This is a genomic window from Pacificispira sp. HM-600, assembly GCF_977993705.1.
In genome coordinates this window covers 103,424-124,296 of record NZ_OZ388079.1, presented here as the reverse complement: position 1 = coordinate 124,296, position 20,873 = coordinate 103,424, and the positions used below count along the sequence as shown (strand labels likewise).

The 20,873-nt window shown below is 66.0% G+C and carries 23 protein-coding genes and 4 tRNA genes; 7 read left to right on the top strand and 20 right to left on the bottom strand.

What is annotated here, in order from left to right; genetic code table 11:
- Positions 1-43: 43 nt before the first annotated feature.
- The 8 genes from ACXZ1E_RS00580 to pdxS form a co-directional block, all read right to left on the bottom strand.
- Positions 44-517 carry a preprotein translocase subunit YajC gene (locus ACXZ1E_RS00580; protein WP_458041553.1) on the bottom strand — a complete coding sequence of 158 codons (474 nt, stop codon included), beginning with the start codon at positions 515-517 and terminating at the stop codon, positions 44-46.
- A 48-nt stretch (positions 518-565) separates the two neighbouring features.
- Entirely contained in the window at positions 566-1,561 is a 996-nt protein-coding gene (gene ruvB, locus ACXZ1E_RS00575; RefSeq protein ID WP_458352099.1) for a Holliday junction branch migration DNA helicase RuvB, read from the bottom strand.
- A 40-nt stretch (positions 1,562-1,601) separates the two neighbouring features.
- On the bottom strand, positions 1,602-2,222 hold the full coding sequence (gene ruvA, locus ACXZ1E_RS00570) for a Holliday junction branch migration protein RuvA (RefSeq protein WP_458041551.1): 621 nt from the start codon (positions 2,220-2,222) through the stop codon (positions 1,602-1,604).
- 80 nt (positions 2,223-2,302) lie between these two features.
- The gene (gene ruvC / locus ACXZ1E_RS00565) at positions 2,303-2,878 is read right to left on the bottom strand and encodes a crossover junction endodeoxyribonuclease RuvC (protein WP_458041550.1); all 576 of its coding nucleotides are present in this window, start codon (positions 2,876-2,878) and stop codon (positions 2,303-2,305) included.
- A gap of 46 nt (positions 2,879-2,924) precedes the next feature.
- Positions 2,925-3,683, bottom strand: a complete 759-nt coding sequence (locus ACXZ1E_RS00560) for a YebC/PmpR family DNA-binding transcriptional regulator (RefSeq protein ID WP_458041549.1) — start codon at positions 3,681-3,683, stop codon at positions 2,925-2,927.
- Positions 3,684-3,724: 41 nt separating this feature from the next.
- A complete protein-coding gene (locus ACXZ1E_RS00555) occupies positions 3,725-4,246 on the bottom strand; it encodes a DUF1697 domain-containing protein (protein ID WP_458041548.1) in 522 nt (173 codons plus the stop codon).
- 21 nt (positions 4,247-4,267) lie between these two features.
- Positions 4,268-4,864 carry a pyridoxal 5'-phosphate synthase glutaminase subunit PdxT gene (gene pdxT, locus ACXZ1E_RS00550; protein ID WP_458041547.1) on the bottom strand — a complete coding sequence of 199 codons (597 nt, stop codon included), beginning with the start codon at positions 4,862-4,864 and terminating at the stop codon, positions 4,268-4,270.
- A gap of 11 nt (positions 4,865-4,875) precedes the next feature.
- The gene (gene pdxS, locus ACXZ1E_RS00545; protein ID WP_458041546.1) at positions 4,876-5,766 is read right to left on the bottom strand and encodes a pyridoxal 5'-phosphate synthase lyase subunit PdxS; all 891 of its coding nucleotides are present in this window, start codon (positions 5,764-5,766) and stop codon (positions 4,876-4,878) included.
- Between the two features lie 110 nt (positions 5,767-5,876).
- On the opposite strand from pdxS, the gene ACXZ1E_RS00540 reads away from it, so the two are divergent.
- Complete coding sequence (locus ACXZ1E_RS00540; protein WP_458352008.1) at positions 5,877-7,208, top strand: aminotransferase class I/II-fold pyridoxal phosphate-dependent enzyme; 1,332 nt, start codon at positions 5,877-5,879, stop codon at positions 7,206-7,208.
- A gap of 7 nt (positions 7,209-7,215) precedes the next feature.
- Entirely contained in the window at positions 7,216-8,067 is an 852-nt protein-coding gene (pdxY, locus tag ACXZ1E_RS00535; protein WP_458041544.1) for a pyridoxal kinase PdxY, read from the top strand.
- A gap of 24 nt (positions 8,068-8,091) precedes the next feature.
- On the opposite strand, the gene ACXZ1E_RS00530 is transcribed toward pdxY, so the two are convergent.
- From ACXZ1E_RS00530 to thrS, 5 genes are all read right to left on the bottom strand, one after another.
- Complete coding sequence (locus tag ACXZ1E_RS00530; protein ID WP_458041543.1) at positions 8,092-8,499, bottom strand: type II toxin-antitoxin system VapC family toxin; 408 nt, start codon at positions 8,497-8,499, stop codon at positions 8,092-8,094.
- A gap of 5 nt (positions 8,500-8,504) precedes the next feature.
- Entirely contained in the window at positions 8,505-8,732 is a 228-nt protein-coding gene (locus ACXZ1E_RS00525; protein ID WP_458041542.1) for a FitA-like ribbon-helix-helix domain-containing protein, read from the bottom strand.
- Positions 8,733-8,739: 7 nt separating this feature from the next.
- Positions 8,740-9,204, bottom strand: a complete 465-nt coding sequence (locus ACXZ1E_RS00520; protein WP_458041541.1) for a hypothetical protein — start codon at positions 9,202-9,204, stop codon at positions 8,740-8,742.
- Between the two features lie 88 nt (positions 9,205-9,292).
- On the bottom strand, positions 9,293-9,970 hold the full coding sequence (locus tag ACXZ1E_RS00515; protein ID WP_458352007.1) for an HIT family protein: 678 nt from the start codon (positions 9,968-9,970) through the stop codon (positions 9,293-9,295).
- Positions 9,967-11,973 carry a threonine--tRNA ligase gene (gene thrS / locus ACXZ1E_RS00510; protein WP_458041540.1) on the bottom strand — a complete coding sequence of 669 codons (2,007 nt, stop codon included), beginning with the start codon at positions 11,971-11,973 and terminating at the stop codon, positions 9,967-9,969. The genes ACXZ1E_RS00515 and thrS overlap by 4 nt, the downstream gene beginning before the upstream one ends.
- A 294-nt stretch (positions 11,974-12,267) precedes the next feature.
- Between thrS and ACXZ1E_RS00505 the strand changes: the two genes are divergently transcribed.
- Complete coding sequence (locus ACXZ1E_RS00505; RefSeq protein ID WP_458041539.1) at positions 12,268-13,419, top strand: SLC13 family permease; 1,152 nt, start codon at positions 12,268-12,270, stop codon at positions 13,417-13,419.
- A 145-nt stretch (positions 13,420-13,564) separates the two neighbouring features.
- Here ACXZ1E_RS00505 and ACXZ1E_RS00500 read toward each other — a convergent pair.
- The 3 genes from ACXZ1E_RS00500 to ACXZ1E_RS00490 form a co-directional block, all read right to left on the bottom strand.
- Positions 13,565-13,636, bottom strand: a tRNA-Val gene (locus tag ACXZ1E_RS00500).
- A 31-nt stretch (positions 13,637-13,667) separates the two neighbouring features.
- Positions 13,668-13,741: transfer RNA gene (locus ACXZ1E_RS00495), tRNA-Cys, on the bottom strand.
- 64 nt (positions 13,742-13,805) lie between these two features.
- Positions 13,806-13,878: transfer RNA gene (locus ACXZ1E_RS00490), tRNA-Gly, on the bottom strand.
- A 286-nt stretch (positions 13,879-14,164) separates the two neighbouring features.
- Here ACXZ1E_RS00490 and ACXZ1E_RS00485 point away from each other — a divergent pair.
- Positions 14,165-14,237 (top strand) — tRNA-Val (locus tag ACXZ1E_RS00485).
- Positions 14,238-14,306: 69 nt separating this feature from the next.
- On the opposite strand, the gene ACXZ1E_RS00480 is transcribed toward ACXZ1E_RS00485, so the two are convergent.
- The 3 genes from ACXZ1E_RS00480 to zapE form a co-directional block, all read right to left on the bottom strand.
- The gene (locus ACXZ1E_RS00480; protein WP_458041538.1) at positions 14,307-14,828 is read right to left on the bottom strand and encodes a type II toxin-antitoxin system PemK/MazF family toxin; all 522 of its coding nucleotides are present in this window, start codon (positions 14,826-14,828) and stop codon (positions 14,307-14,309) included.
- 90 nt (positions 14,829-14,918) lie between these two features.
- On the bottom strand, positions 14,919-16,139 hold the full coding sequence (locus ACXZ1E_RS00475; protein WP_458041537.1) for an ammonium transporter: 1,221 nt from the start codon (positions 16,137-16,139) through the stop codon (positions 14,919-14,921).
- Positions 16,140-16,343: 204 nt separating this feature from the next.
- Entirely contained in the window at positions 16,344-17,375 is a 1,032-nt protein-coding gene (gene zapE / locus ACXZ1E_RS00470; RefSeq protein ID WP_458041536.1) for a cell division protein ZapE, read from the bottom strand.
- 198 nt (positions 17,376-17,573) lie between these two features.
- On the opposite strand from zapE, the gene ACXZ1E_RS00465 reads away from it, so the two are divergent.
- Genes ACXZ1E_RS00465 through ACXZ1E_RS00455 form a run of 3 tightly spaced genes read left to right on the top strand, consistent with a single transcriptional unit; the run spans position 17,574 to position 19,682 of the window.
- The gene (locus ACXZ1E_RS00465) at positions 17,574-18,479 is read left to right on the top strand and encodes a sulfurtransferase (protein WP_458041535.1); all 906 of its coding nucleotides are present in this window, start codon (positions 17,574-17,576) and stop codon (positions 18,477-18,479) included.
- A 37-nt stretch (positions 18,480-18,516) separates the two neighbouring features.
- Entirely contained in the window at positions 18,517-18,957 is a 441-nt protein-coding gene (locus ACXZ1E_RS00460; protein ID WP_458041534.1) for a SufE family protein, read from the top strand.
- A complete protein-coding gene (locus tag ACXZ1E_RS00455; protein WP_458041533.1) occupies positions 18,954-19,682 on the top strand; it encodes a dihydrofolate reductase family protein in 729 nt (242 codons plus the stop codon). The genes ACXZ1E_RS00460 and ACXZ1E_RS00455 overlap by 4 nt, the downstream gene beginning before the upstream one ends.
- On the opposite strand, the gene ACXZ1E_RS00450 is transcribed toward ACXZ1E_RS00455, so the two are convergent.
- On the bottom strand, positions 19,654-20,868 hold the full coding sequence (locus tag ACXZ1E_RS00450) for an alpha/beta hydrolase family protein (protein ID WP_458041532.1): 1,215 nt from the start codon (positions 20,866-20,868) through the stop codon (positions 19,654-19,656). The genes ACXZ1E_RS00455 and ACXZ1E_RS00450 overlap by 29 nt on opposite strands.
- Positions 20,869-20,873: the final 5 nt, after the last annotated feature.

Sequence of the window (20,873 nt, the reverse complement as noted above, 5' to 3'; positions counted from 1 at the left end):
GGCTCAGCTTTCTCGAAGAAAAAAGGGGGCCACGCGGGGCAGGTCAGGCCTCGGGGTTGTTCTTACGCTCGGCCGCGCGCTGATCGGACTCGGCCTGGGCTCGCAGCTCGGCCTTGTGGTCGTCGCTCAGTGACGAGATCTCGCCATCTGCAACGCCCGCGATGTACTCGGCCTCGGATGCCTCGGCATCGATGAACTCGTCCTCGCTGACGACGCCTTCATCGGGATCGACCACGCGCAGGATCGCCTGGCTGTGCACCTTGATCTCGACGCCGGGGGCGATCTCGATCAGAGCAGGCTGGTCGAGGTTTTCGGGATCGAACTCGACGATCGTGCCGTACAGGCCACCCTGCAGCAGGACCTCGGCGCCGGGGACCGTCTGACGGGCCTTCTCGGCCTGCTCGACCTTGGCCCGCTGCATCCGTCGACGCGAGTTCCAGAACATGAAGCCGAGCAAGCCGACCAGGACGACGATGAGCAGGATGTCCATGAAGAAAGGTGCCTTTCGGGGGCGCACGGCGCGATTGAGGGCATACGACAAGAGAGGCGCGTAAGCCTTCAGCGATTATAGGTCATCGAGTCTGAGCGCGCCCTGCGCCTGGGGAGCGCCCAGATGGGCGTATGCCGCGGGCGTCGCCACACGGCCCCGTGGCGTTCTGCCCAGAAAGCCGATGCGCACGAGATAGGGCTCGACGACACTCTCGACGGTCTCGGATTCTTCGCCCACCGCGATTGCGAGAGTGCTGAGCCCGACGGGCCCGCCGCCGAAGCGGAACACGAGCGCATCGAGCACGGCGCGGTCGAGGCGGTCGAGACCGATCGAGTCGACGTCGTACAACTCGAGCGCGGACCGTACCGCGGCGAGGTCGCCCTCTTCCGAGTGCACCAGCATGAAGTCCCGCACACGCCGCAACAATCGGTTGGCGATTCGCGGTGTCCCGCGCGAGCGCAGCGCGATCTCTGCCCGGGCCTCCGGGCTGAGATCGACCCCGAGCATTTTCGATGACCGCCCGATGACGCGCTCGAGGTCCGATGCCTCGTAGAACTCGAGATGCCCGGTGAAGCCGAATCGGTCCCGCAAGGGGTTCGGCAGCAGACCCGACCGCGTCGTGGCACCTACCAGCGTGAAAGGTGCAAGATCCAGCGGGATGCTCGTGGCTCCGGCACCCTTTCCGACCATGATGTCGATGCGGAAATCCTCCATCGCGAGATAGAGCATCTCTTCTGCGGACCGAGCCATCCGATGGATCTCGTCGATGAAGAGGACCTCTCCGGGCGTCAGGCTCGACAGCAGAGCGGCCAGGTCGCCGGCGTGTTGGATCGCGGGACCGCTCGAGAGACGGAGGGGCCGCTGGCTCTCGTGCGCAACGATCATCGCCAGGGTCGTCTTGCCGAGGCCCGGCGGGCCCGAAAGCAGAATGTGATCGGCCGGACGCTGCTGGATACGCGCGGCATCGAGCAAGAGCTGGAGCTGCCCGCGCACCTTCGGCTGGCCGACAAAATCGGCGAGCGACCCGGGCCGCAGGGCGCCCTCAATGGCCAATTCCGATTCTTCGGCCACCGGGTCGACCTCGCGGAACGCGTCGTCGCCCGAAGGAGAGTCAGCCACGGGTACTTCCCTGTCGTGCGGGGCCGAGCGCCGCAAGCGTCACGCGCAGGAGGGCCGACACGCTGGCACGGTCGGCGTCCGTTGCCTCTTCGGCCGCCGTCGTGACAGCTTCGGTGGCGATGCGTTCCTGCCAGCCGAGTCCGACGAGCGCCTGTGCGACCTGCGTCAATACGTCCGAACTGGGCGCGGAGAACGAGGGCGAGCGCGATGCGACCGGCGCGATCTTGCCCGAGAGCTGCAGGACGATGAGCTTGGCGGTCTTGGGTCCGATACCCGAGACCTTGCGGAAGGGGGCGTCGTCTTCCGCGTGCACGGCTTCGGCAATGCGCTCTGCGGTCAGCTGCGACAGGACACCGAGCGCGGATTTCGGTCCGACGCCTGTGACCTGCAAGAGCAGCGAGAACAGCTCGAGCTCTTCACGCGTTTCGAAGCCGAAGAGCGACAGAGAATCCTCACGGACGATCAGGCTCGTGTGCAGCGCCAGGGTCTGGCCCGCGTGAGCCGAGCGTGCGACATCGACGGGAACGGCGACACTCAGGCCCACACCGCCGACTTCGATCACAACGGAGTCCACACCGGCATGCAGCACGACACCGCGCAGTGACGAGATCATGTGGCGATCCTAGCTCGAATCATCGTAGGTATGTTCGAGCGACACGCGGCGTCCCAGCGACGGATGTGGTCGATCAACGACTAACGGGATGTGCGGACCAGACGTTCGGCGTCGGCCCACGCACGCTGAGCCGGTGTCAACGGCGTCGCCCCCCGCCCGGCGACCGCGTCGCCGGAACGCCACGCGTGGCAGAGAGCGAGAGCCAACGCATCCGCTGCGTCCGCCGGTTGTGGAAGGGCGTCCAACCGCAGCACGCGCGCAACCATGGTCTGGACCTGACGCTTGTCGGCCGAGCCGTACCCCGTGATCGCCGCCTTGACCTCGCTCGGTGTATGGGTCTCGGCGGGCAGTCCATGCTCGGCCGCCAGCAACAGCGCGACCCCACTCGCCTGAGCCGTGCCCATCACGGTCTGCACATTGTGCTGTGCAAAAACACGCTCGACCGCGACGACATCCGGGCTGTGCTCGTCGAGTACCGCACGAATACCCGCGGCGATCACCGCGAGACGCTCAGGCAGCGGCATGTCCGGCGATGATCGGATGACGCCGACGTGGACGAGCCGACCGGACCGGTCCGGCGCGACATCCACGACCCCCATGCCGCAACGCGTCAGCCCGGGGTCGATACCGAGCACGCGGAGGGATCGGGTGCGCACTCCCCCACGCTATGCGTGCGGGCCGGCCCAGACGTCCAGGCGCGCCCTACTCGTCGTTCTCGAGCTCGGCCTGAACCTCGGAGGTCAGGTCGAAGTTCGAGTAGACGTTCTGCACATCGTCACTGTCTTCGAGCGCATCGATCAAACGGAAGACCTTACGTGCAGTCTCGGCGTCGACCTCGACCTTGAGGCTCGGCACGAACTCGACGTCGGCGGACTCGTAGTCGATTCCGGCATCCTGCAGCGCCGACCGGACCTTCACGAGATCGGTCGCCTCGGTGATCACTCCGAACCCGTCACCGTGCGGCTCGATCTCCTCGGCGCCCGCGTCGAGCACCGCGAGCATCACGTCGTCTTCGCTCGCACTGTCGGAGGACACGACGATGACGCCCTTGCGATGGAAGTTGTACGCGACGCTGCCCGGATCGGCCATCGTGCCGCCGTTGCGCGTCATCGCTGTGCGCACCTCGGCCGCAGCCCGGTTCTTGTTGTCGGTCAGGCACTCGATCAGCAGAGCGACACCGTTCGGGGCGTAACCCTCGTACATGATCGTCGTGTACTCGATCGACTCACCGGTGAGACCTGCGCCACGTTTGATAGCGCGGTCGATGTTGTCGTTCGGAACAGAAGTCTTCTTCGCCTTCTGGACCGCGTCGACCAGTGTCGGGTTGCCCGACATGTCGGCGCCGCCCATCTTGGCGGCGACTTCGATGTTCTTGATGAGTTTGGCGAACGACTTGGCACGGCGCGAATCGATGATCGCCTTCTTGTGCTTGGTCGTGGCCCACTTGGAATGGCCGGACATCCCCCCAGTTTACGGTGCCGCCGCATCCCGAACCGAACTCCCTACGCGATGATCTTCTGCAACGTCCGAAGGTTGCGGTTGGTCGTGCGCGCTCGATATGACTTGCGTGCAATCGCCCTGGCGAATGTCGTGTCGGTGGAGGAGCCCGCCGCGGGTGACCAATAGATGAGTCCGGACCCTCCCGCTACCGGGTCAGTCGTTGCATCCAGGGATGCCGCGTCGGCAAGGAGCTCTTCGCGGGTGGCCCCATCGAGGCAGAAGATCGCGTACGGCTGCCGATCGGGCGTGATCTCGAACGGGAACTCATCTATCACCCGCCCGATCTCGGCAGGTGTGCGCAACAAAATCCAGGCGTCGTAGCCGAACCGCTCTTCGAGAGCTGATTCTATGCGTGCCTTGAGCTCCGTCTCGGGGTTCGCCGAGTCGAACAGGACGTTGCCGCTGGCGAGAATCGTCCGCACATTCGTGAGCCCGAGGCCGCGAAACACGTCGACGAGGTCGGCGCTGCGGATCGTGATCCCGCCCACGTTCACTCCGCGCAGCAGCGCCACCCAATCCGACATTCCGCCAGGCTATCCCGCGGGTCAGGCGTGCGCTCGGACCGAGTCCAGAAAGAGCTGGTGGAAGCGATGCTCCCCCGACACCTCGGGGTGAAAAGCCGTGCCGAGCAGGTTGTCCTGCCGAACGGCGACCACTCCACCGTCCGCGAGGGACGCGAGAGGCTCGACGCCGGGCCCGTACTGCACCACGAGCGGAGCCCGGATGAACACGGTGTGCACGGGCGGATCTCCGAGCACCGCGACATCCAGATCCGTCTCGAATGATTCGGACTGGCCGCCGAATGCATTCCGCTGCACGGTCACATCGAGTCCGCCGAACGTCTCTTGCCCGACGATCCCGTCGGTGATGCGATCCGCCAGCAGGATGAGTCCCGCGCAGGTGCCATACATCGGCATGCCATCGGCTATCGCGTCGCGGATCGGCTGCTGCATCCCGAACGCACGCGAAAGCTTGTCGATCGCGCTCGACTCGCCGCCCGGCAGGACGAGACCGTCGACCGCCGCAAGTTCTGCGGGTCTACGCACGAGCGTGACGTGTGCGCCGAGTTGCGTGAGAACGTGAGCGTGTTCGCGAACATCACCTTGGATCGCGAGCACTCCGACACGGGGTGTGCTCTGCATACGACGTCTGGCTACCAGCCGCGCTCGGCGAGGCGGTGCGGGGCCGGCAGGTCAGACACGTTGATCCCGACCATGGCTTCACCCAGCCCGCGCGAGACATCCGCGATGACCTGGGCGTCGTCGTAGAACGTCGTCGCCTTCACGATCGCTGCGGCGCGCTCGGCCGGGTTGCCCGATTTGAAGATGCCTGAGCCGACGAACACGCCGTCGGCACCGAGCTGCATCATCATGGCCGCGTCCGCGGGTGTTGCGACACCACCGGCGACGAACAGCACTACCGGAAGCTTGCCGGTCTCGGCGACCTCGGCCACGAGGTCGTAAGGCGCCTGCAGCTCCTTGGCGGCGACGTAGAGCTCGTCCTTCGTCAGCGACTTCAGGCGATTGATCTCGCCCGAGATGGTGCGGATGTGCTTGGTGGCTTCCGAGACATCCCCGGTTCCGGCCTCTCCCTTGGAGCGAATCATGGCCGCACCCTCGGTGATGCGACGGAGTGCCTCACCCAGGTTCGTCGCACCGCAGACGAAGGGCACCGTGTAGCCCCACTTGTCGATGTGGTTGACGTAGTCGGCCGGGGACAACACCTCGGATTCGTCGATGTAGTCGACGCCCAGCTGCTGCAGGACCTGCGCCTCGACGAAGTGCCCGATGCGCGCCTTCGCCATGACGGGAATCGAGACGGCGGCGATGATGCTGTCGATCATGTCGGGGTCGCTCATGCGCGAAACACCACCCTGAGCGCGAATGTCGGCCGGTACGCGCTCCAGCGCCATGACGGCGACGGCGCCCGCGTCCTCGGCGATCTTCGCCTGCTCGACGTTGACGACGTCCATGATGACGCCACCCTTGAGCATCTCGGCGAGGCCGCGCTTGACGCGTGACGAACCGGTGGTGGGAGAGGTCACGGGTGGGATCCTTTCGCTGTGCAACGGGACGGATCGGGTGCCGCCCGGTTTGGCATAGGCCAAAAGATAGCATGAGCTTGATACGGTCGAGGCTCGAACAGAGGATGCAGGTGGCACAACGGATCAGTGGCGGCTCCGCGACCGAGATCGCCGAGAGTGTGCGCGCCCTGCTCGAGCGCTCAGACCTCGCACCGGGCGACCTGCTCCCGCCCGTACGAACACTCGCCGATGAGCTCGGCGTCAATCGCAACACGGTCATGGCCGCCTACCGACAGCTCGCCGGCGCCGGCTTGATCATCACGCGCGGACGCGCGGGTACCCGCGTCGTCGAACGAGCGCCCGTCGCTCAGGAGGGGTTTGCTGAGCGCGGCTCGCTCCGCGACGTCGGCACGGGCAATCCCGATCCGCGCTTCATCCCCGATCCGTCCGCAGCGCTCTCCGCAATGGCCGGGCGTCCGATCCTGTACGGCGAACCCGTGATCGATCCCGGTCTCGCGGCATGGGCCGGGACCTGGATGCGTGGCGACCTCGGTGATCGGCCGCACCGGTTGACGGTCACGAGCGGTGCGGTCGATGCGGTGGAGCGCATCCTGGCGCAGGCGCTCACCCGCGACGATCCCGTGGCTCTCGAAGACCCGTGTTTTCTCGCGAGCATCCATACGGTGCGCCTCGGCGGGTACCGCGCCGTGCCGGTGCCGATCGATGACGAGGGGATGACGGTCGAGGGCCTTCGCGCCGCGCTCGAGCAGGGCGTGCGCGCTGTGGTCTGCACACCCCGCGCGCAGAACCCGACCGGCGCGAGCCTCAGCGCGGAGCGAGCGGAACAGCTGCGCGGGGTGCTTGCCGAGCATCCGTACGTCCTGATCATCGAGGACGATCACTTCTCCCTGCTCTCCAGCGAGCCCTTCCATTCGTTGGTCGGACCGGAGCATCAACGGTTCGCGCTCGTCCGCTCGGTGTCGAAGTTTCTCGGACCCGACATGTGCCTCGCGATCGTCGCGTCAGACCCGCACACCGCCGAGCGTCTCGCACTGCGGTTGAGTCCCGGCACGACATGGGTCAGTCATCTGCTGCAGCGTCTGGTGCTGTCGCTCGTGACGGATGAGCAAGCACGCGAGACGATCTCTGCTGCTGCGTCGCACTATGCGGAGCGGAACGCCGCATTCACGGACCGGCTCAGGGCCGTCGGCATCTCCTGCGCCCATGCGGATGGTCTCAACCTGTGGGTGCCGTTGCCGATACCGGCGGCACGCATCGCGGCGAGAATGCAGGAGCGGGGCTGGCTCGTCCGCACCGGCGACGAGTTCGTGCTGGGCGATCCCGCGGCCGCACACCACCTCCGACTCACCGTGCACGCCCTCCCGGATGCCGACGCTGAGCGACTGGCCGCCGACCTCGGCGCGGCCGTGCAGGAACTCTCCACCAACGACGGGATGGGATGATCGTCCGATGAAGGTGCTCTCCATCCAGTCCGCCGTCGCCTACGGCCACGTCGGCAATTCCGCCGCGGTGTTTCCCCTCCAACGCATCGGAGTGGAGGTGCTGCCCGTCTACACCGTGAACTTCTCCAACCACACCGGCTACGGCGCGTGGCGCGGGCCACTCATCAGCCCGGACGACGTGCGCGACGTGATCCTCGGCATCGAAGAACGCGGCGTCTTTCCGCAGATCGACGCCGTGCTGTCGGGCTACCAGGGTGGCGAGGGCATCGGCGACGTGATCCTCGACGCCGTGGCGCGCGTGAAGGCGGCGAATCCCGACGCGATCTATGCGTGCGATCCCGTGATGGGAAACGCGAAGTCCGGATGTTTCGTCGCCCCGGCGATTCCCGTCCTGCTGCGCGAGCGTGTCGTTCCGGCTGCCGATCTGGTCACACCGAACCAGTTCGAGCTGGGATTCTTGACCGGCACCGAACCGGACACGCTCGAATCGACTCTCGTCTCGGCTGACCTGGCCCGCGGAATGGGACCACGCACCGTCCTCGTGACGAGCGTCGAGCGTCCCGATCGTGAGCCCGGCACGATCGAGATGCTCGTCGTGAACGACGTCGGCGCCTGGATCGTGCAGACGCCGCTGCTCCCGATGAAGGCGAACGGCTCGGGCGATGTGACGGCCGCGCTGTTCACCGCGCACTACCTCCGCACCGGCGACGCGGCGGACGCGCTCGCGCGAACGGTGTCGAGCGTCTTCGACCTGCTGCAGCGCACGCACGAGTCGGGCGAGCGTGAGCTGCAGCTCGTGGAGTCGCAGGAGTTCTACGCGAACCCGCGCCTGCAGTTCGAGGTCACCCGCGTCCGCTGATGCGTTTCGACTCGCTGTGCTCGCTCAACGGCCGGGCCGCCGTCGCGAGGTAAGTGCCTCGATCTCACAACGCGGGCCGGGAGCGAGCGCCAGTCGGTGATCCCCGGTGAGCAACGGGCAACCGAGCATCTCGGCGAGGGCGACGTAGACGGCGTCGTACGGCGTCACGTTGCGTCTCAGATCGATCACGCGGTTTATGAGATGCCGCATCGGCATCCGTTGGAGTCCCACGATGGCAAGATCGTCGATCGCTTCAGCGAGGCGTTCGTCGTCGAGATCGCCCGCGAGCCACCTCCGGCGAAAGACCGACGCCACTTCCACATCGATGAGTTCCGGCGCGACGAGTCGGTCTTCGGCGAGGAGACGGGCGCGCGCCCGTTCCCCGTCATCCGAATCGTCGGCGAGTGCATTGGCCAGCACACTCGCATCCACGACGATCAATCTGCGCGTCCGGCCTTGAGATCCTCTACCGCCTGCTCCAGCCCGACCTTGCCGGTCGTCCGCGCGGATATTCGAGTGAAGACCGATTCCAGCGTTGGCGTTTGCGCGAGGCGCGTCAGTTCGCTCGTTAGGAACTGTTGGAGCGACTGCCCCCGTTCCGAAGCGCGAAGGGTCAGTTCGCGATGAACGGACTCGGGCAGATCTCGGATCAACACGTTGGCCATGCTTGCATTATGCATGCAACGCACTCGTTCCGGGCGAGGTGGTCGCCGCCTCCACCACGACAGTTGGATATTGCTCGGCTCCAACGTACGTAGCGAATGTCTTCATAGGGCCCGTGGCTGACCAGTACTCGTTGCCAATGAAATAGCAGCCCATGTGATGGATCCCGCGTTCAGCCGCTTTGGTGTGAAGTAACCGATCGAAGGGGTACGCATCGAGCGAATAGTCGAGCGATGTGTTCACCGACTCGAGAACGACGGCGATGTAGCGCACCAGGTCCGAGTCGACAGTGCTCAATACCTCGTCGACCCACTCGCCGGGGTTAGCCCATCGATCAGCAAACACATCGGCCACCCCGCAGAACCACCAATGGTGATCGCCGAACACCACAAACTGACGATCACCTCTTCCGATATCTTCCGGCCAGCGCAGCTGAGCGAGCGAAAGGAAGTCCCAACCCGAGTCGATGATCATCTGCACACGCTAGGGCGCGACACCCCGCCTTCGGTCCTACGAGGGTCAAGGCGTGGAAACAGGACTGCGCGGTACTCCTGTGGAGGAGTCAAACACTCCAGGCATCCGCGATCGCGCGACGAACGTCGCCCAGCAACTGCGGGAGTGCCTTGGTGCGCGCGATGATCGGGAAGAAGTTCGCATCCGTCGCCCACCGCGGCACGATGTGCTGGTGCAAGTGCCCTTCGACCCCGGCACCCGCAACGCGGCCCTGATTCATGCCGATGTTGAAGCCGTCGCACTTCGACACCTCACGCAGCACGCGCATGCCGGTCTGCGTGAGCGCGGCGATCTCGTCGACCTCTTCACGCGTCGCCTCGTCGTAAAGGCCGACGTGACGGTACGGGCACACCAGGAGGTGGCCCGAGTTGTACGGGAACAGGTTGAGGAGCACGTAGGCGGTCTTCCCGCGCGCGACGATCAAGCCCTCTTCGTCGCTCATCTGGGGCGCGGCATCGAACGGGCAATCGAGGCGCAGCGGCTCGGGCCCCGCCTGGATGTAGGCCATCCGGTGCGGGGTCCAGAGACGCTGGAACTCGTCCGGCACACCCGCGAGGTGGGATGCCGCGATCAGGTCGGACTCGTCCGCGGACGCTTCGACAGGCTCAGCGAGCGTGCTGTCGTCGCGCCCGGAGCCTGACGAAGGGCGGTGCCCGGAGCCTGACGAAGGGCGGTGCCCGGAGCCTGACGAAGGGCGGTGCCCGGAGCCTGACGAAGGGTCCGTCACGCGAGGTCCTCGGCGGTCGACAACTGCGCGTGCGATGCGATGGCCGCGGCGATCCGCTCGATGGCCTCGTCGACCGGCACACCGTTGGTCTGGGTTCCGTCGCGGAACCGGAACGAGACCGTGCCACCCGCGCGATCCGCCTCGCCGACGATCAACTGCACCGGAACCTTGGCGGTCGTGTGCGTGCGGATCTTTTTCTGCATCCGGTCGTCCGAGTTGTCGACCTCGGCGCGAACGTCGCGGTCGCGCAGGCGCGCAATCACGTCGTCGAGGTACGGCGCGTAGTCCTCGGCGACGGGGATACCAACCACCTGCACGGGCGACAGCCAGAGCGGGAACGCGCCCGCGTAGTGCTCGAGCAAAATCGCGAAGAAGCGCTCGATCGATCCGAACAGTGCCCGGTGGATCATGATCGGGCGGTGCTTCTCGCCATCGGGTCCGGTGTACTCGAGATCGAAGCGATCGGGAAGGTTCGGGTCGACCTGAACGGTCGAGAGCTGCCACGTGCGGCCGATCGCATCCTTCGTCTTCAGGTCGATCTTCGGGCCGTAGAACGCGGCCTCCCCGGGAACCTCGGTGAGCTTCAGACCACTAGCCAGCGCGACGTTACGCAGCGCGTTCGTGGAGTACTCCCAGAACTCGTCGGTGCCGATCCACTTGGACTTCTCTTCGTCGCGCATGGAGAGTTCAAGCTCGAAGTCTTCGAGGCCGAAGTCGCGCAGCATCGAGATGACGAAATCCAGCACGCGGGTCACTTCGGACTCGAGTTGCTCGGGAGTCACGAAGAGGTGCGAGTCGTCCTGCGTGAACCCGCGCACGCGGGTCAGACCGTGCAGGGCGCCGGAGAGTTCGTTCCGGTAGACCGTACCGTTCTCGGCAAGACGCATGGGCAGGTCGCGATAGCTCCGCGCACGCTCCTTGTAGATCAGGATGTGCATCGGGCAGTTCATCGGCTTGAGGTAGTAGTCGGTGCCCTGCTTCGTGACCGCGCCCTCGTCGTCGCGCTCTTCGTCCATCCGGATGGGCGGGAACATTCCCTCGCGATAGGTCACGAGGTGGTTCGACGTGAGAAACAGGTCTTCCTTGGAGATGTGCGGGGTGTAGACGTAGGTGTAACCGCCCGCGATGTGGCGACGGCGCGCGTGCTGCTCCATCTCGCCGCGGATGATGCCACCCTTCGGGTGCCATACCGACAGGCCGGAGCCGATCTCATCGGGGAACGAGAACAGGTCGAGCTCTTTGCCGAGCTTGCGGTGATCGCGCTTGGCGGCCTCGGCGAGACGCTCCTGGTAGGCGCGGAGCTCATCCTTGGTGGGCCAGGCGGTTCCGTAGATCCGCTGCAGCTGCGGGTTCTTCTCGCTCCCCCGCCAGTACGCCGCGGCGATGCGGGTGAGCTCCCACCCGTTGCCGACCATGCGGGTGCCGGGCACGTGGGGACCCCGGCAGAGGTCCTTCCAGACCGTCACGCCGTCGCGGTCGACGTTGTCGTAGATCGTCAACTCACCGGCGCCGACCTCGACGCTCGCGCCGTCGGCGGCGGTCGACGCACTCTTCAGGTCGATGAGCTCGAGCTTGAACGGTTCGGATGCCAACTCCGCCCGGGCTTCGTCATCCGTCACCACGCGACGCACGAAACGCTGGCCCTCGCGAACGATGCGCTGCATCTCTTTCGTGATGGCCTTGATCTTCTCCGGAGTGAACGGCTCGGAGACACCGAAGTCGTAGTAGAAGCCGTCCTCGATCGGCGGGCCGATGCCGAGGTTCGCCTGCGGGTCGATGCGCTGTACCGCCTGGGCGAGAACATGGGCGGACGAGTGACGCAGGATGGACAGACCGTCGGGGCTGTCGATGGTGACGGGCTCGACGGTATCCGTCTGCGTGACCTCCGTTGCCAGGTCTTTCAGCTCGCCGTTGACGCGCAGCGCCACAACGGAACGATCGGGGAACAGCGCAAAGCCGTCGGCGGGGTACGACACGTCGGATGACGGGGTGACGTCGGTCACGGGGACTCTCCAGGGTGGCTCGGATTCCAGGCTACTCAGCTTCGGACGCCGCGCGTCCCGCCCGCTCAGGCGTTCCGCGTTCGCCCGTCGCTGCGCTCAGGCAGCCATGCAGCGACGTGGGAATCCATGGGTCGATTCTACCGGGCGTCTCCGCCAACCGAACCGCGGTCCGCTCCCATCACGCGAAGCACGGGAATGCGAGCTCGATCGGATGCGTGCTCGCGCACAGCGGCGCTGACGGGAGTCTTCTCATAGACAGCGGAGCCTGCTCCGCGAGGCCGCAAGAGGGACCATGTGAAGCTCGCGATCACCGGCGCCATCCTGCTCGGGGTCGGTGCTGTGGCACTCGCGAGCGGGGTTCTTCCGCCCGCCGAAGCGTTCGAGCTCTTCGACCGCGTGTGGCCGATCCTGCTGTTCGTCGTCGCCGTGACGGTCGTTGCGGAACTGGCGTCGATTGCCGGAGTCTTCGACATCGCGGCATCCGTCCTTGCGCGCCTCGGACGGGGACGGACGTGGGTGCTCTGGATCCTCGTCGTTTTGCTCGCGGTGATCGCGACCGCATTCCTGTCCCTCGATACGACGGCCGTCTTGCTGACTCCTGTCGTCATCGCGCTCGCTCGTGCGCGTCGTCTCGATCCACTGCCGTTCGCCTTCGCGACGGTGTGGCTGGCGAATACCGCGTCGCTCGTCCTGCCGGTCTCGAATCTCACGAACCTCCTGGCCGTCCACAGGCTCGGCGACCTCGACACGATCGCCTTCCTCGCGCTTCTCGGACCTTCCGCGCTGGTGGCGATCGTCGCATCCGTCGTCCTGCTCGGTCTGTTCTTCCGCCAGGGGCTCCGTGGACGGTACGGCACCGCTCCCCTGCCCCGAGTTCACGATCATCCGCTGTTGATCACGGCGGGGATCTTCGTCGCCGTGCTGCTTCCGCTCCTCGTGTCGGGGATCGCACCCTGGATCCCGGCCGTCGCTGCGGCCGTCGTTCTCGGCGCCGTCTTCGTCTGGCGTTCGCCACGAACGATGCGGGTGGGACTCGTGCCCTGGCAGCTCGTACTGTTCGCCTCGGGCTTGTTCCTGACGGTCGGCGCTGTCGAGGCGCTTGGCTCCGGCGCTCTCTTCGCTGTGCTGACGGGCACCGGCGAGGACTTGTTCTCGCTCTGGCGGGTCGCGGGCGCCGGGATGCTCGGGGCGAATGTCATCAACAACCTGCCCGCGTATCTCGCGCTCGAGTCGACCGCCGGCTCCCCGGTGCGACTTGCCGCACTGCTGATCGGTGTCAACGCAGGCCCCTTGATCACGCCGTGGGCATCACTCGCGACCTTGCTCTGGCACCAGCGACTGCACGCGCTCGGGGTGGACGTGCCGTGGCGCCGCTACGTCCTGCTCGGCCTCGTGGGCGCGCCGATCATCGTGGGCCTCGCGGTAGTCCCGCTCGCCCTCCTCTAACCCCGCGCGGCGCTCATGCCTCGCGAACCGGTACTTCTGTCGCGAACCGGCACGTAGTCCGCTGCGGCTCGCGACAGATATGCCGGTTCGGCGTGTCCGTCGGTGCGGAAACGCAAAAACCCCCGGAAATCCGGGGGTTTCTCTGTGCGCGATACTGGGATCGAACCAGTGACCTCTTCCGTGTCAGGGAAGCGCGCTACCGCTGCGCCAATCGCGCCTGTGCAAGGCAATTCAGTTGTGAGACATTCTGGAGGTGGCGACGGGATTCGAACCCGTGTAAACGGCTTTGCAGGCCGGTGCCTAGCCGCTCGGCCACGCCACCGTGTGGTTTGACCCCACGTGCCGTGCACTCCCCCGAATTTCTTCGGGACAGAACACTGCACTCGAGCGGATGACGAGACTCGAACTCGCGACCCCAACCTTGGCAAGGTTGTGCGCTACCAACTGCGCTACATCCGCGTGGGCCCCCATCGTGCGGGGCGCCTCAATGACTTTAGCTGATCGTCGACGCGTCGACAAACCAGCGCCATGCCAAGCGTGTCGCCGCGCTATTCGCACCGCATGGGCCCCTGTGCTCACAGCTCAGCCGCGAGTGGACGACCTCGGCTCGAGCGCACGGCCCACGGGCGGTGTGGAGGTCGTGCATTCGGGATGAGGTCGCGCACCCCCACCGCGTCGGCGGGGGTGCGCGTGCCGTTGCGACCGCCGCGATCCGGTATCATCATGAACCGACCCTCATGGTCTTGGGCGATTGGCGCAGTTGGTAGCGCGCTTCCTTCACACGGAAGAGGTCGTCGGTTCGAGTCCGGCATCGCCCACAGAAGCTACCGTTACCGCGGGGGCTTTTGTCGTTCCGTGTGATCTCAGGCTCTCCCGCTCCAGCGGCTTCACTTCGCGACTATCCACCCGTATCGCGTCCGGAGCGCGCTCGCGACCTTCGCGAAACGGGCGCGGTCCAGCGCCGCCGCCTCACGACGCATGCCGAGTGCATGCACGGCGTAAACCTTGCTCAGATCGAGCCATGAGGGCCGTCCGCGTGAATCCCAGGGACCGGGCCCCATCGCCAGGTAGTCCGGGTCGCCACTGCGCGCCGTGCCCGTCAACCGAACGGCGTAGAACCAGTGCCCCGGCGCCTGGGAAAGCACCAGCACCGGTCGGTCCTTGCCGCGGCCGTCGTTCTCGACGTACGGCACCCAGGTCCAGACGATCTCACCGGTGTCGGGCGCACCGTCCGCGTCCGGCGCATACTGCAGCACCAGATTGCGTGGCGGCGCCACCGCCCGCGTCGCATAGGGACCCGCGCTTCCCGGGGTCGCGTCTGCCGCGCGCGCGCGACCCGAACCGGTCTGTGCGAGGGGACGACGGAAGAGTCGCCCCAGCGCGCCAAGGAAGCCTCTGCGCACAGTCATCCGGAAACTCTACCGACCGCGGGCACGCAGAAGCGGGGCACCGCGATTGCTCGCGATGCCCCGCTTCGTCAGAAGGGATGTGCCCGTCGACTAGTCGACGAGTGCGTAGCCCTCTTCACCGTGAACGGCGGTGTCGACACCGGCGATCTCATCCTCGTTCTTGACGCGGAAGCCGATCGTCTTCTCGATTGCGAAGCCGATGATGAAGGCGACGACGAACGAGTAGATCATCACACCGAGCGCGGCAACGACCTGCAGGATCAGCTGCTCGGCCCCACCACCGAGGAACAGGCCGGTCTCGGTCGCGAAGAAGCCGAGGTAGACAGTTCCGACAACACCACCGACGAGGTGGATGCCCACGACGTCCAGCGAGTCGTCGTAGCCGAGCTTCCACTTCAGCTCGACCGCGAGTGCACAGATGACACCTGCAACGAGACCCAGCAGGAGCGCCCAGCCCGGCGTCAGGTTGGCGCAGGCCGGCGTGATCGCGACGAGACCGGTGACAGCACCGGATGCGGCGCCAACCGACGTGGCCTTACCGTCCTTGATCTTCTCGATGATGAGCCAACCGATGATGGCCGCTGCCGTCGCACCCAGGGTGTTGACGATGATCAAACCGACCGTCGAGTCCTCGGTCCCGAGAAGCGCGAAGGTGCCCTCGGCGCCGGCGTTGAAGCCGAACCAGCCGAACCACAGGATCGCCGCGCCGAGCATGACGAGCGGCACGTTGTGCGGCTTGTGGATGCCTTTCTGGAATCCGATGCGCTTGCCGAGCACGAGCGCCAGCGCGAGAGCCGCAGCGCCCGCGTTGATGTGTACCGCGGTACCACCGGCGTAGTCGATGACGCTCGCGTCGAAGCCGAAGGTCTCACCGAGACCCATGATCCAGCCGCCACCCCAGACCCAAGCAGAGACCGGGAAGTAGACGACCGTGGCCCAGATGCCCGCGAAGATCATCCACGCGCCGAACTTGGCACGGTCGGCGATGGCACCCGAGATGAGAGCCACCGTGATGATCGCGAACGTCGCGCCGAAGGTTGCGCCGACGAGCGTGTCGCTGCCCGCCGAGCCGAGACCGAAGTCTGAGAACGGGTTGCCTGCGAACTCCCACGTGCTGCCAACCGCGCTCATGTTGAATCCGTAGAGGATCCAGAGAACGCTGACGAGGCCGAGCGCGCCGAAGCTCATCATCATCATGCTGACGACGCTCTTGGCTTTGACGAGGCCACCGTAGAAGAACGCCACACCCGGCGTCATAAAGAGCACCAGCGCCGTCGCTGTGACGGACCAGGCGAGATTGCCGCTATCCATGAAGTACCTCATCCATGTGTTGTGTAACAGGGGGTCCGAGACGCTCGGGTACAGAATGCGCCGCGGTGGCCCCAGTCTGTCGATGGATGGTTACGGCAGCGGTGGGATCGATGTTTCGAGGAGGTTACGGAGGGGCCTCCCCGGTAAACATCGCGTTTCGCAGATCTTCCAGAAAACGGTGAATAGGCCAATAGGGCCCCGTATTTACGCCGCTGTGGAGGCGATGAGGCGCGAAACGGCCCTCAGATACTTCTTTCGGTACCCGCCCGCGAGCATCTCATCTGGAAAGACCGTGTCGAGAGCGGCGCCTGTGGCGCGGATCGGCACCTGTGCGTCGTACACGCGGTCGATGAACGCCACGAACCGCAGAGCGGCCGATTGGTCGGTGAACGGGGCGACATCACGGAGGCCGACGACGTTGACGTTTTCGATCAGGCGGATATAGCGCGAGGGGTGGACGCGAGCCAGATGAGCCACCAGCGCCTCGAAATCATCGTTAGAGACCACGCCGGTGCGCGAAGCATCCGCGATCGCCGACTCGTAGGCCGCTTCGGTGAGAACTTCGGCGTGCCCGTCCAGTTTGCGCTGGCGGTAGTCGACTCCGTCGATGCGGATCGTTTGGAAGCTCGCCGCCATCGCATGGATCTCGCGCAGGAAGTCCTGCGCCGCGAAGCGCCCCTCCCCCAGGGCGTTCGGCGGGGTGTTGCTGGTCGCGGCGAGTTTGGTGCCGGATGCCACGAGCTCACCGAGTAGCCGTGTCATGACCATGGTGTCGCCCGGATCGTCGAGTTCGAACTCGTCGATGCACAGCAGGTCCGCCCCGCGGAACAGCTCGACCGTGTTCTTGTACCCCATCGCACCGACGAGCGCCGTGTACTCGATGAACGAGCCGAAATACTTCCGGCGTGCGCGCATCCCGTGATAGATCGCGGCCAGAAGGTGAGTCTTGCCGACGCCGAAGCCGCCATCGAGGTAGACGCCGGGTTTCACCTCGGGGAGCTTCTTCGCACGAGAGAAGAATCCGCCGCGCTTCGGCGCCTCGGAAAGTCCCGCGAAGGCGATCAACGTTTCTTTGGCTTCTTGCTGGGAGGGGTAGTCCGGATCGACCCGGTAGGTGTCGAATGTCGCTTCATTGAACTGCGGCGGCGGAACGAGGTGCGAGACCATCTCAGCCCCGGAAAGCGCAGGTTCACGGTCGGAAAGATGGACGATGCCCGTGGCGGTCGAAGCAGACATCCGGTCCTTGGGGTGTGTGAGAAGAGGCGTCCGCGACGGCATCTGTCACATACGGAGACGTGTCATATACGGACGTTGAGAATGCGCGCCCCCGGGAGCCGATCTAGGGTTCTTGAGGACGGATTCAACCCTATCCCCGTCATAGCGGCCGCCCGCCCCCGAGAAGCGGTGGACGCACCGAGACACAGGAGACATCAGATGGCTAGCGAGACCGACGCGTCGAACCCGAAGTTCTTGGAGTACGCGAACCCCGGACGCCTGGTGACCGGCGACTGGCTCGAGCAGCACCTCGGTCAACCCGGACTCGTCGTGGTGGAGTCGGACGAAGACGTGCTTCTCTACGAGACCGGCCACATCCCGGGCGCGGTCAAGGTCGACTGGCACACCGAACTGAACGACCCGGTCGTGCGCGACTACCTCGATGGCGCGGGCTTCGCCGAGCTGCTCAGCCGGAAGGGCATCAGCCGTGACGACACGATCGTGATCTACGGCGACAAGAACAACTGGTGGGCCGCCTACGCGCTCTGGGTGTTCTCGTTGTTCGGTCACGAAGACGTGCGCCTGCTCGACGGCGGTCGTGATCGCTGGATCGCCGAGGGACGCCCGATCACGACGGATGCCCCGGCCATCACACTCACGGACTACCCGGTCGTCGAGCGCGACGACTCGACGCTGCGCGCCTACAAGGAGGACGTCCTCACTCACCTCGGCAACCCGCTCATCGACGTGCGATCGCCGGAGGAGTACTCGGGCGAGCGCACCTCGGCGCCCGCGTATCCCGAGGAGGGCGCGCTGCGGGCCGGCCACATCCCGTCGGCGCAGAGCGTGCCGTGGGCGAAGGCCGTCGCCGAGGACGGCACGTTCAAGACGCGCGCCGAACTCGACGATGTCTACCTCGCCGGTGCCGGGCTGACCCCCGGCGACTCGGTCGTCGCCTACTGCCGCATCGGCGAGCGTTCGAGCCACACCTGGTTCGTTCTCAAGCACCTGCTGGGATTCGAGGACGTACGCAACTACGACGGTTCGTGGACCGAGTGGGGCAGCGCGGTGCGCGTGCCGATCGTGACGGGCGCCGAGCCCGGAGAGGTTCCCGCGCGCTCCTGATCGGCTGTCTCCGACACACGCGTGGCAGACTTTCGGGATGGGCGATGACAACCTTCCCGACACCCTCGCCGAGATCCGCGAGGACTTTCTCGGACTTCCCGAATCCGAGCGACTGCAGTTGCTGCTGGAGTTCTCGAACGAGTTGCCCGCGGTGCCGGAGAAGTACGAGGGACATCCCGAGCTTGCCGAGCGCGTCGCGGAGTGCCAGTCGCCGGTCTACATCATTCTCGACGTCGACGACACCGGACGTGTCGCGATGCATGCGACAGCGCCACGCGAGGCCCCGACGACGCGCGGCTTCGCCAGCATCCTCGTGCAGGGCATCACAGGCCTCACGCCCGAAGAGATGCTGGCCATCCCCGACGACTTCCCGCAGAGCATCGGGCTCACGCGGGCGGTCTCGCCGCTGCGCATCGCCGGGATGACGGGCATGCTGATCCGCGCGAAACGCCAGGTACGCGCCCGACTCGCGGCATGAGCACGCCCGTGCTGGTGACCGAGCTGCTTCCCGGCACTCTCACGGAAGCGGATGTCTCGACCGCCGACGGGCGCGCGTGGTTGGAGAACATCTACGCGCCCGCCGCAGGCAACCGCGTACGTCTGAACATGATCACGAACCTCACGGGCTCTGCCGTGGGGTCGGACGGGACCAGCGAAACCCTCACGAGCCAAGTGGATCGCTCGATCCTCGGCATCATCCGGGCGGCGGCGGACGTCGTGGTGGTCGGCGCATCGACCGTCCGGGCCGAAGGGTACCTCGCACCTCGCTCGGCCGCGCTGGCGATCGTCACCGCGACAGGTCGCCTCGACGGACATCGCCTGGATGGCGAGGGCGGTCGCACGGGACGCATCCTGCTGGTGTGCCCGGAGGCGCGTGCATCTGCCGTCGCGGCAGAACGAGACGCCCAGAGAATTGATGCCGAGATCGTGCCCGTGTCCGGCGGCGACGACCTCGATCCGCGAGCCATTCTCGACGCCCTGAGCGCCCACGATCTCGATCGTGCGGTCTGCGAAGGCGGGCCCACACTCGCCTCACGATTCGTCGAGGCAGGCGTGATCGACGAGCTCTGCGTGACGGTGACGCCCGTCGTCGGGCCCGCACCGAGCCCGTTCATCCGTGTCAATGAAAGCCCCCAGACATCCGTCGCGGGGATGCTTGTGGACGAAGCCGGTTTCAGCTACCTGCGCCTGCGGCGGCCTTGAGGTCCAACGCCTCGACCCAATCGGTGATGGCACGTGACCACCGCTCTTGGTCGTAATTCCAGAGCTTGGTATGCCGGGCCGTGTTGAACACCTCGAGCGTGACGAGGTCGGGCCTGGCGAGGGCGAGCGCATGGGAGCCGCCCGAGGGAACGAACCCATCCTCGTCGCTGTGGAGGACGAGGATCGGATGCTTCAGCTCATCCGCTCTGCTGACGATGTCGAGCCGATCCAGCGGGATGCGCTCTCCCGGTCCCCGGACGGGTGCTCCCCAGTCGGACGAGAGCGCGCCGAGGGCGAACGAGATGACGGGCTTGGGAACGTGCAAGAGGCCGGCCTGGTAGCGCAAGACCTCTGACCAGTCGATAGCGGGCGACTCGAGGATGAGCCCCACGATCTTCTCGCGATGAGCGGAATTGAGATCGAGTTGGAGCGCGATCTGGCCCCCCATCGACCAGCCCATCAGGATGATCTCTCGTGCGCCCCGACGGATGGCGAACGAAACCGCCGCGTCGACGTCCCGCCATTCCGTCGCGCCGAGCGTGTAGGTGCCCTGCTTGCTGCGCGGCGCTTCGCCATCGTTGCGATAGGACACCGCGAGGGACGTGTAGCCGAGTTCGTGGAAAACGGGAACCGCGCGCAGCGCCTCGGACCGTGCAGAACCGCGTCCGTGGATCTGCACGACCCAGCGGCCCGTGTCTTCGGCGGCGGGGAAGAGCCAGGCAGGACAGGGCCCGATCGCGGTTCCGACGACCTCGTTCGTGAACGGGATCTGGAGTTGTTCGGGACGATCGAAGTACCAGCCGCTGAAGGCGGCGTCGGCGTCGAGTCGCGCTTCGCCGTCGATATGCGTGAGGAGTTTGCGGGTGACGGCTGTGTCCGTCTCCGCCAGCACGGTGCCGAGCTTGAGGTAGCTCTCGGTTCCGGAGGTGAAGAGGCCGTACCTGCCCGGCAACGACGTGTCGGGGTTGCGCGACAGGGTGATCGTCTGCGCAGCCGTGTCGAGCGCGAGGATGCGGGTGTCCGCCAGCCGTGCGGCGGGAGTCACCACTCGACGAGCCAGCCGAGCGGCGACGAAAGTCGAGGCGACGCCCAGCGTGACGAGAGATCCCGTCAGGATCGCGGACACGATCCGGAGGGCCACGGCTATGCGTCCGTTCGCGCGCGCGGCGCGCCTGGGGGTGATCATCGAGG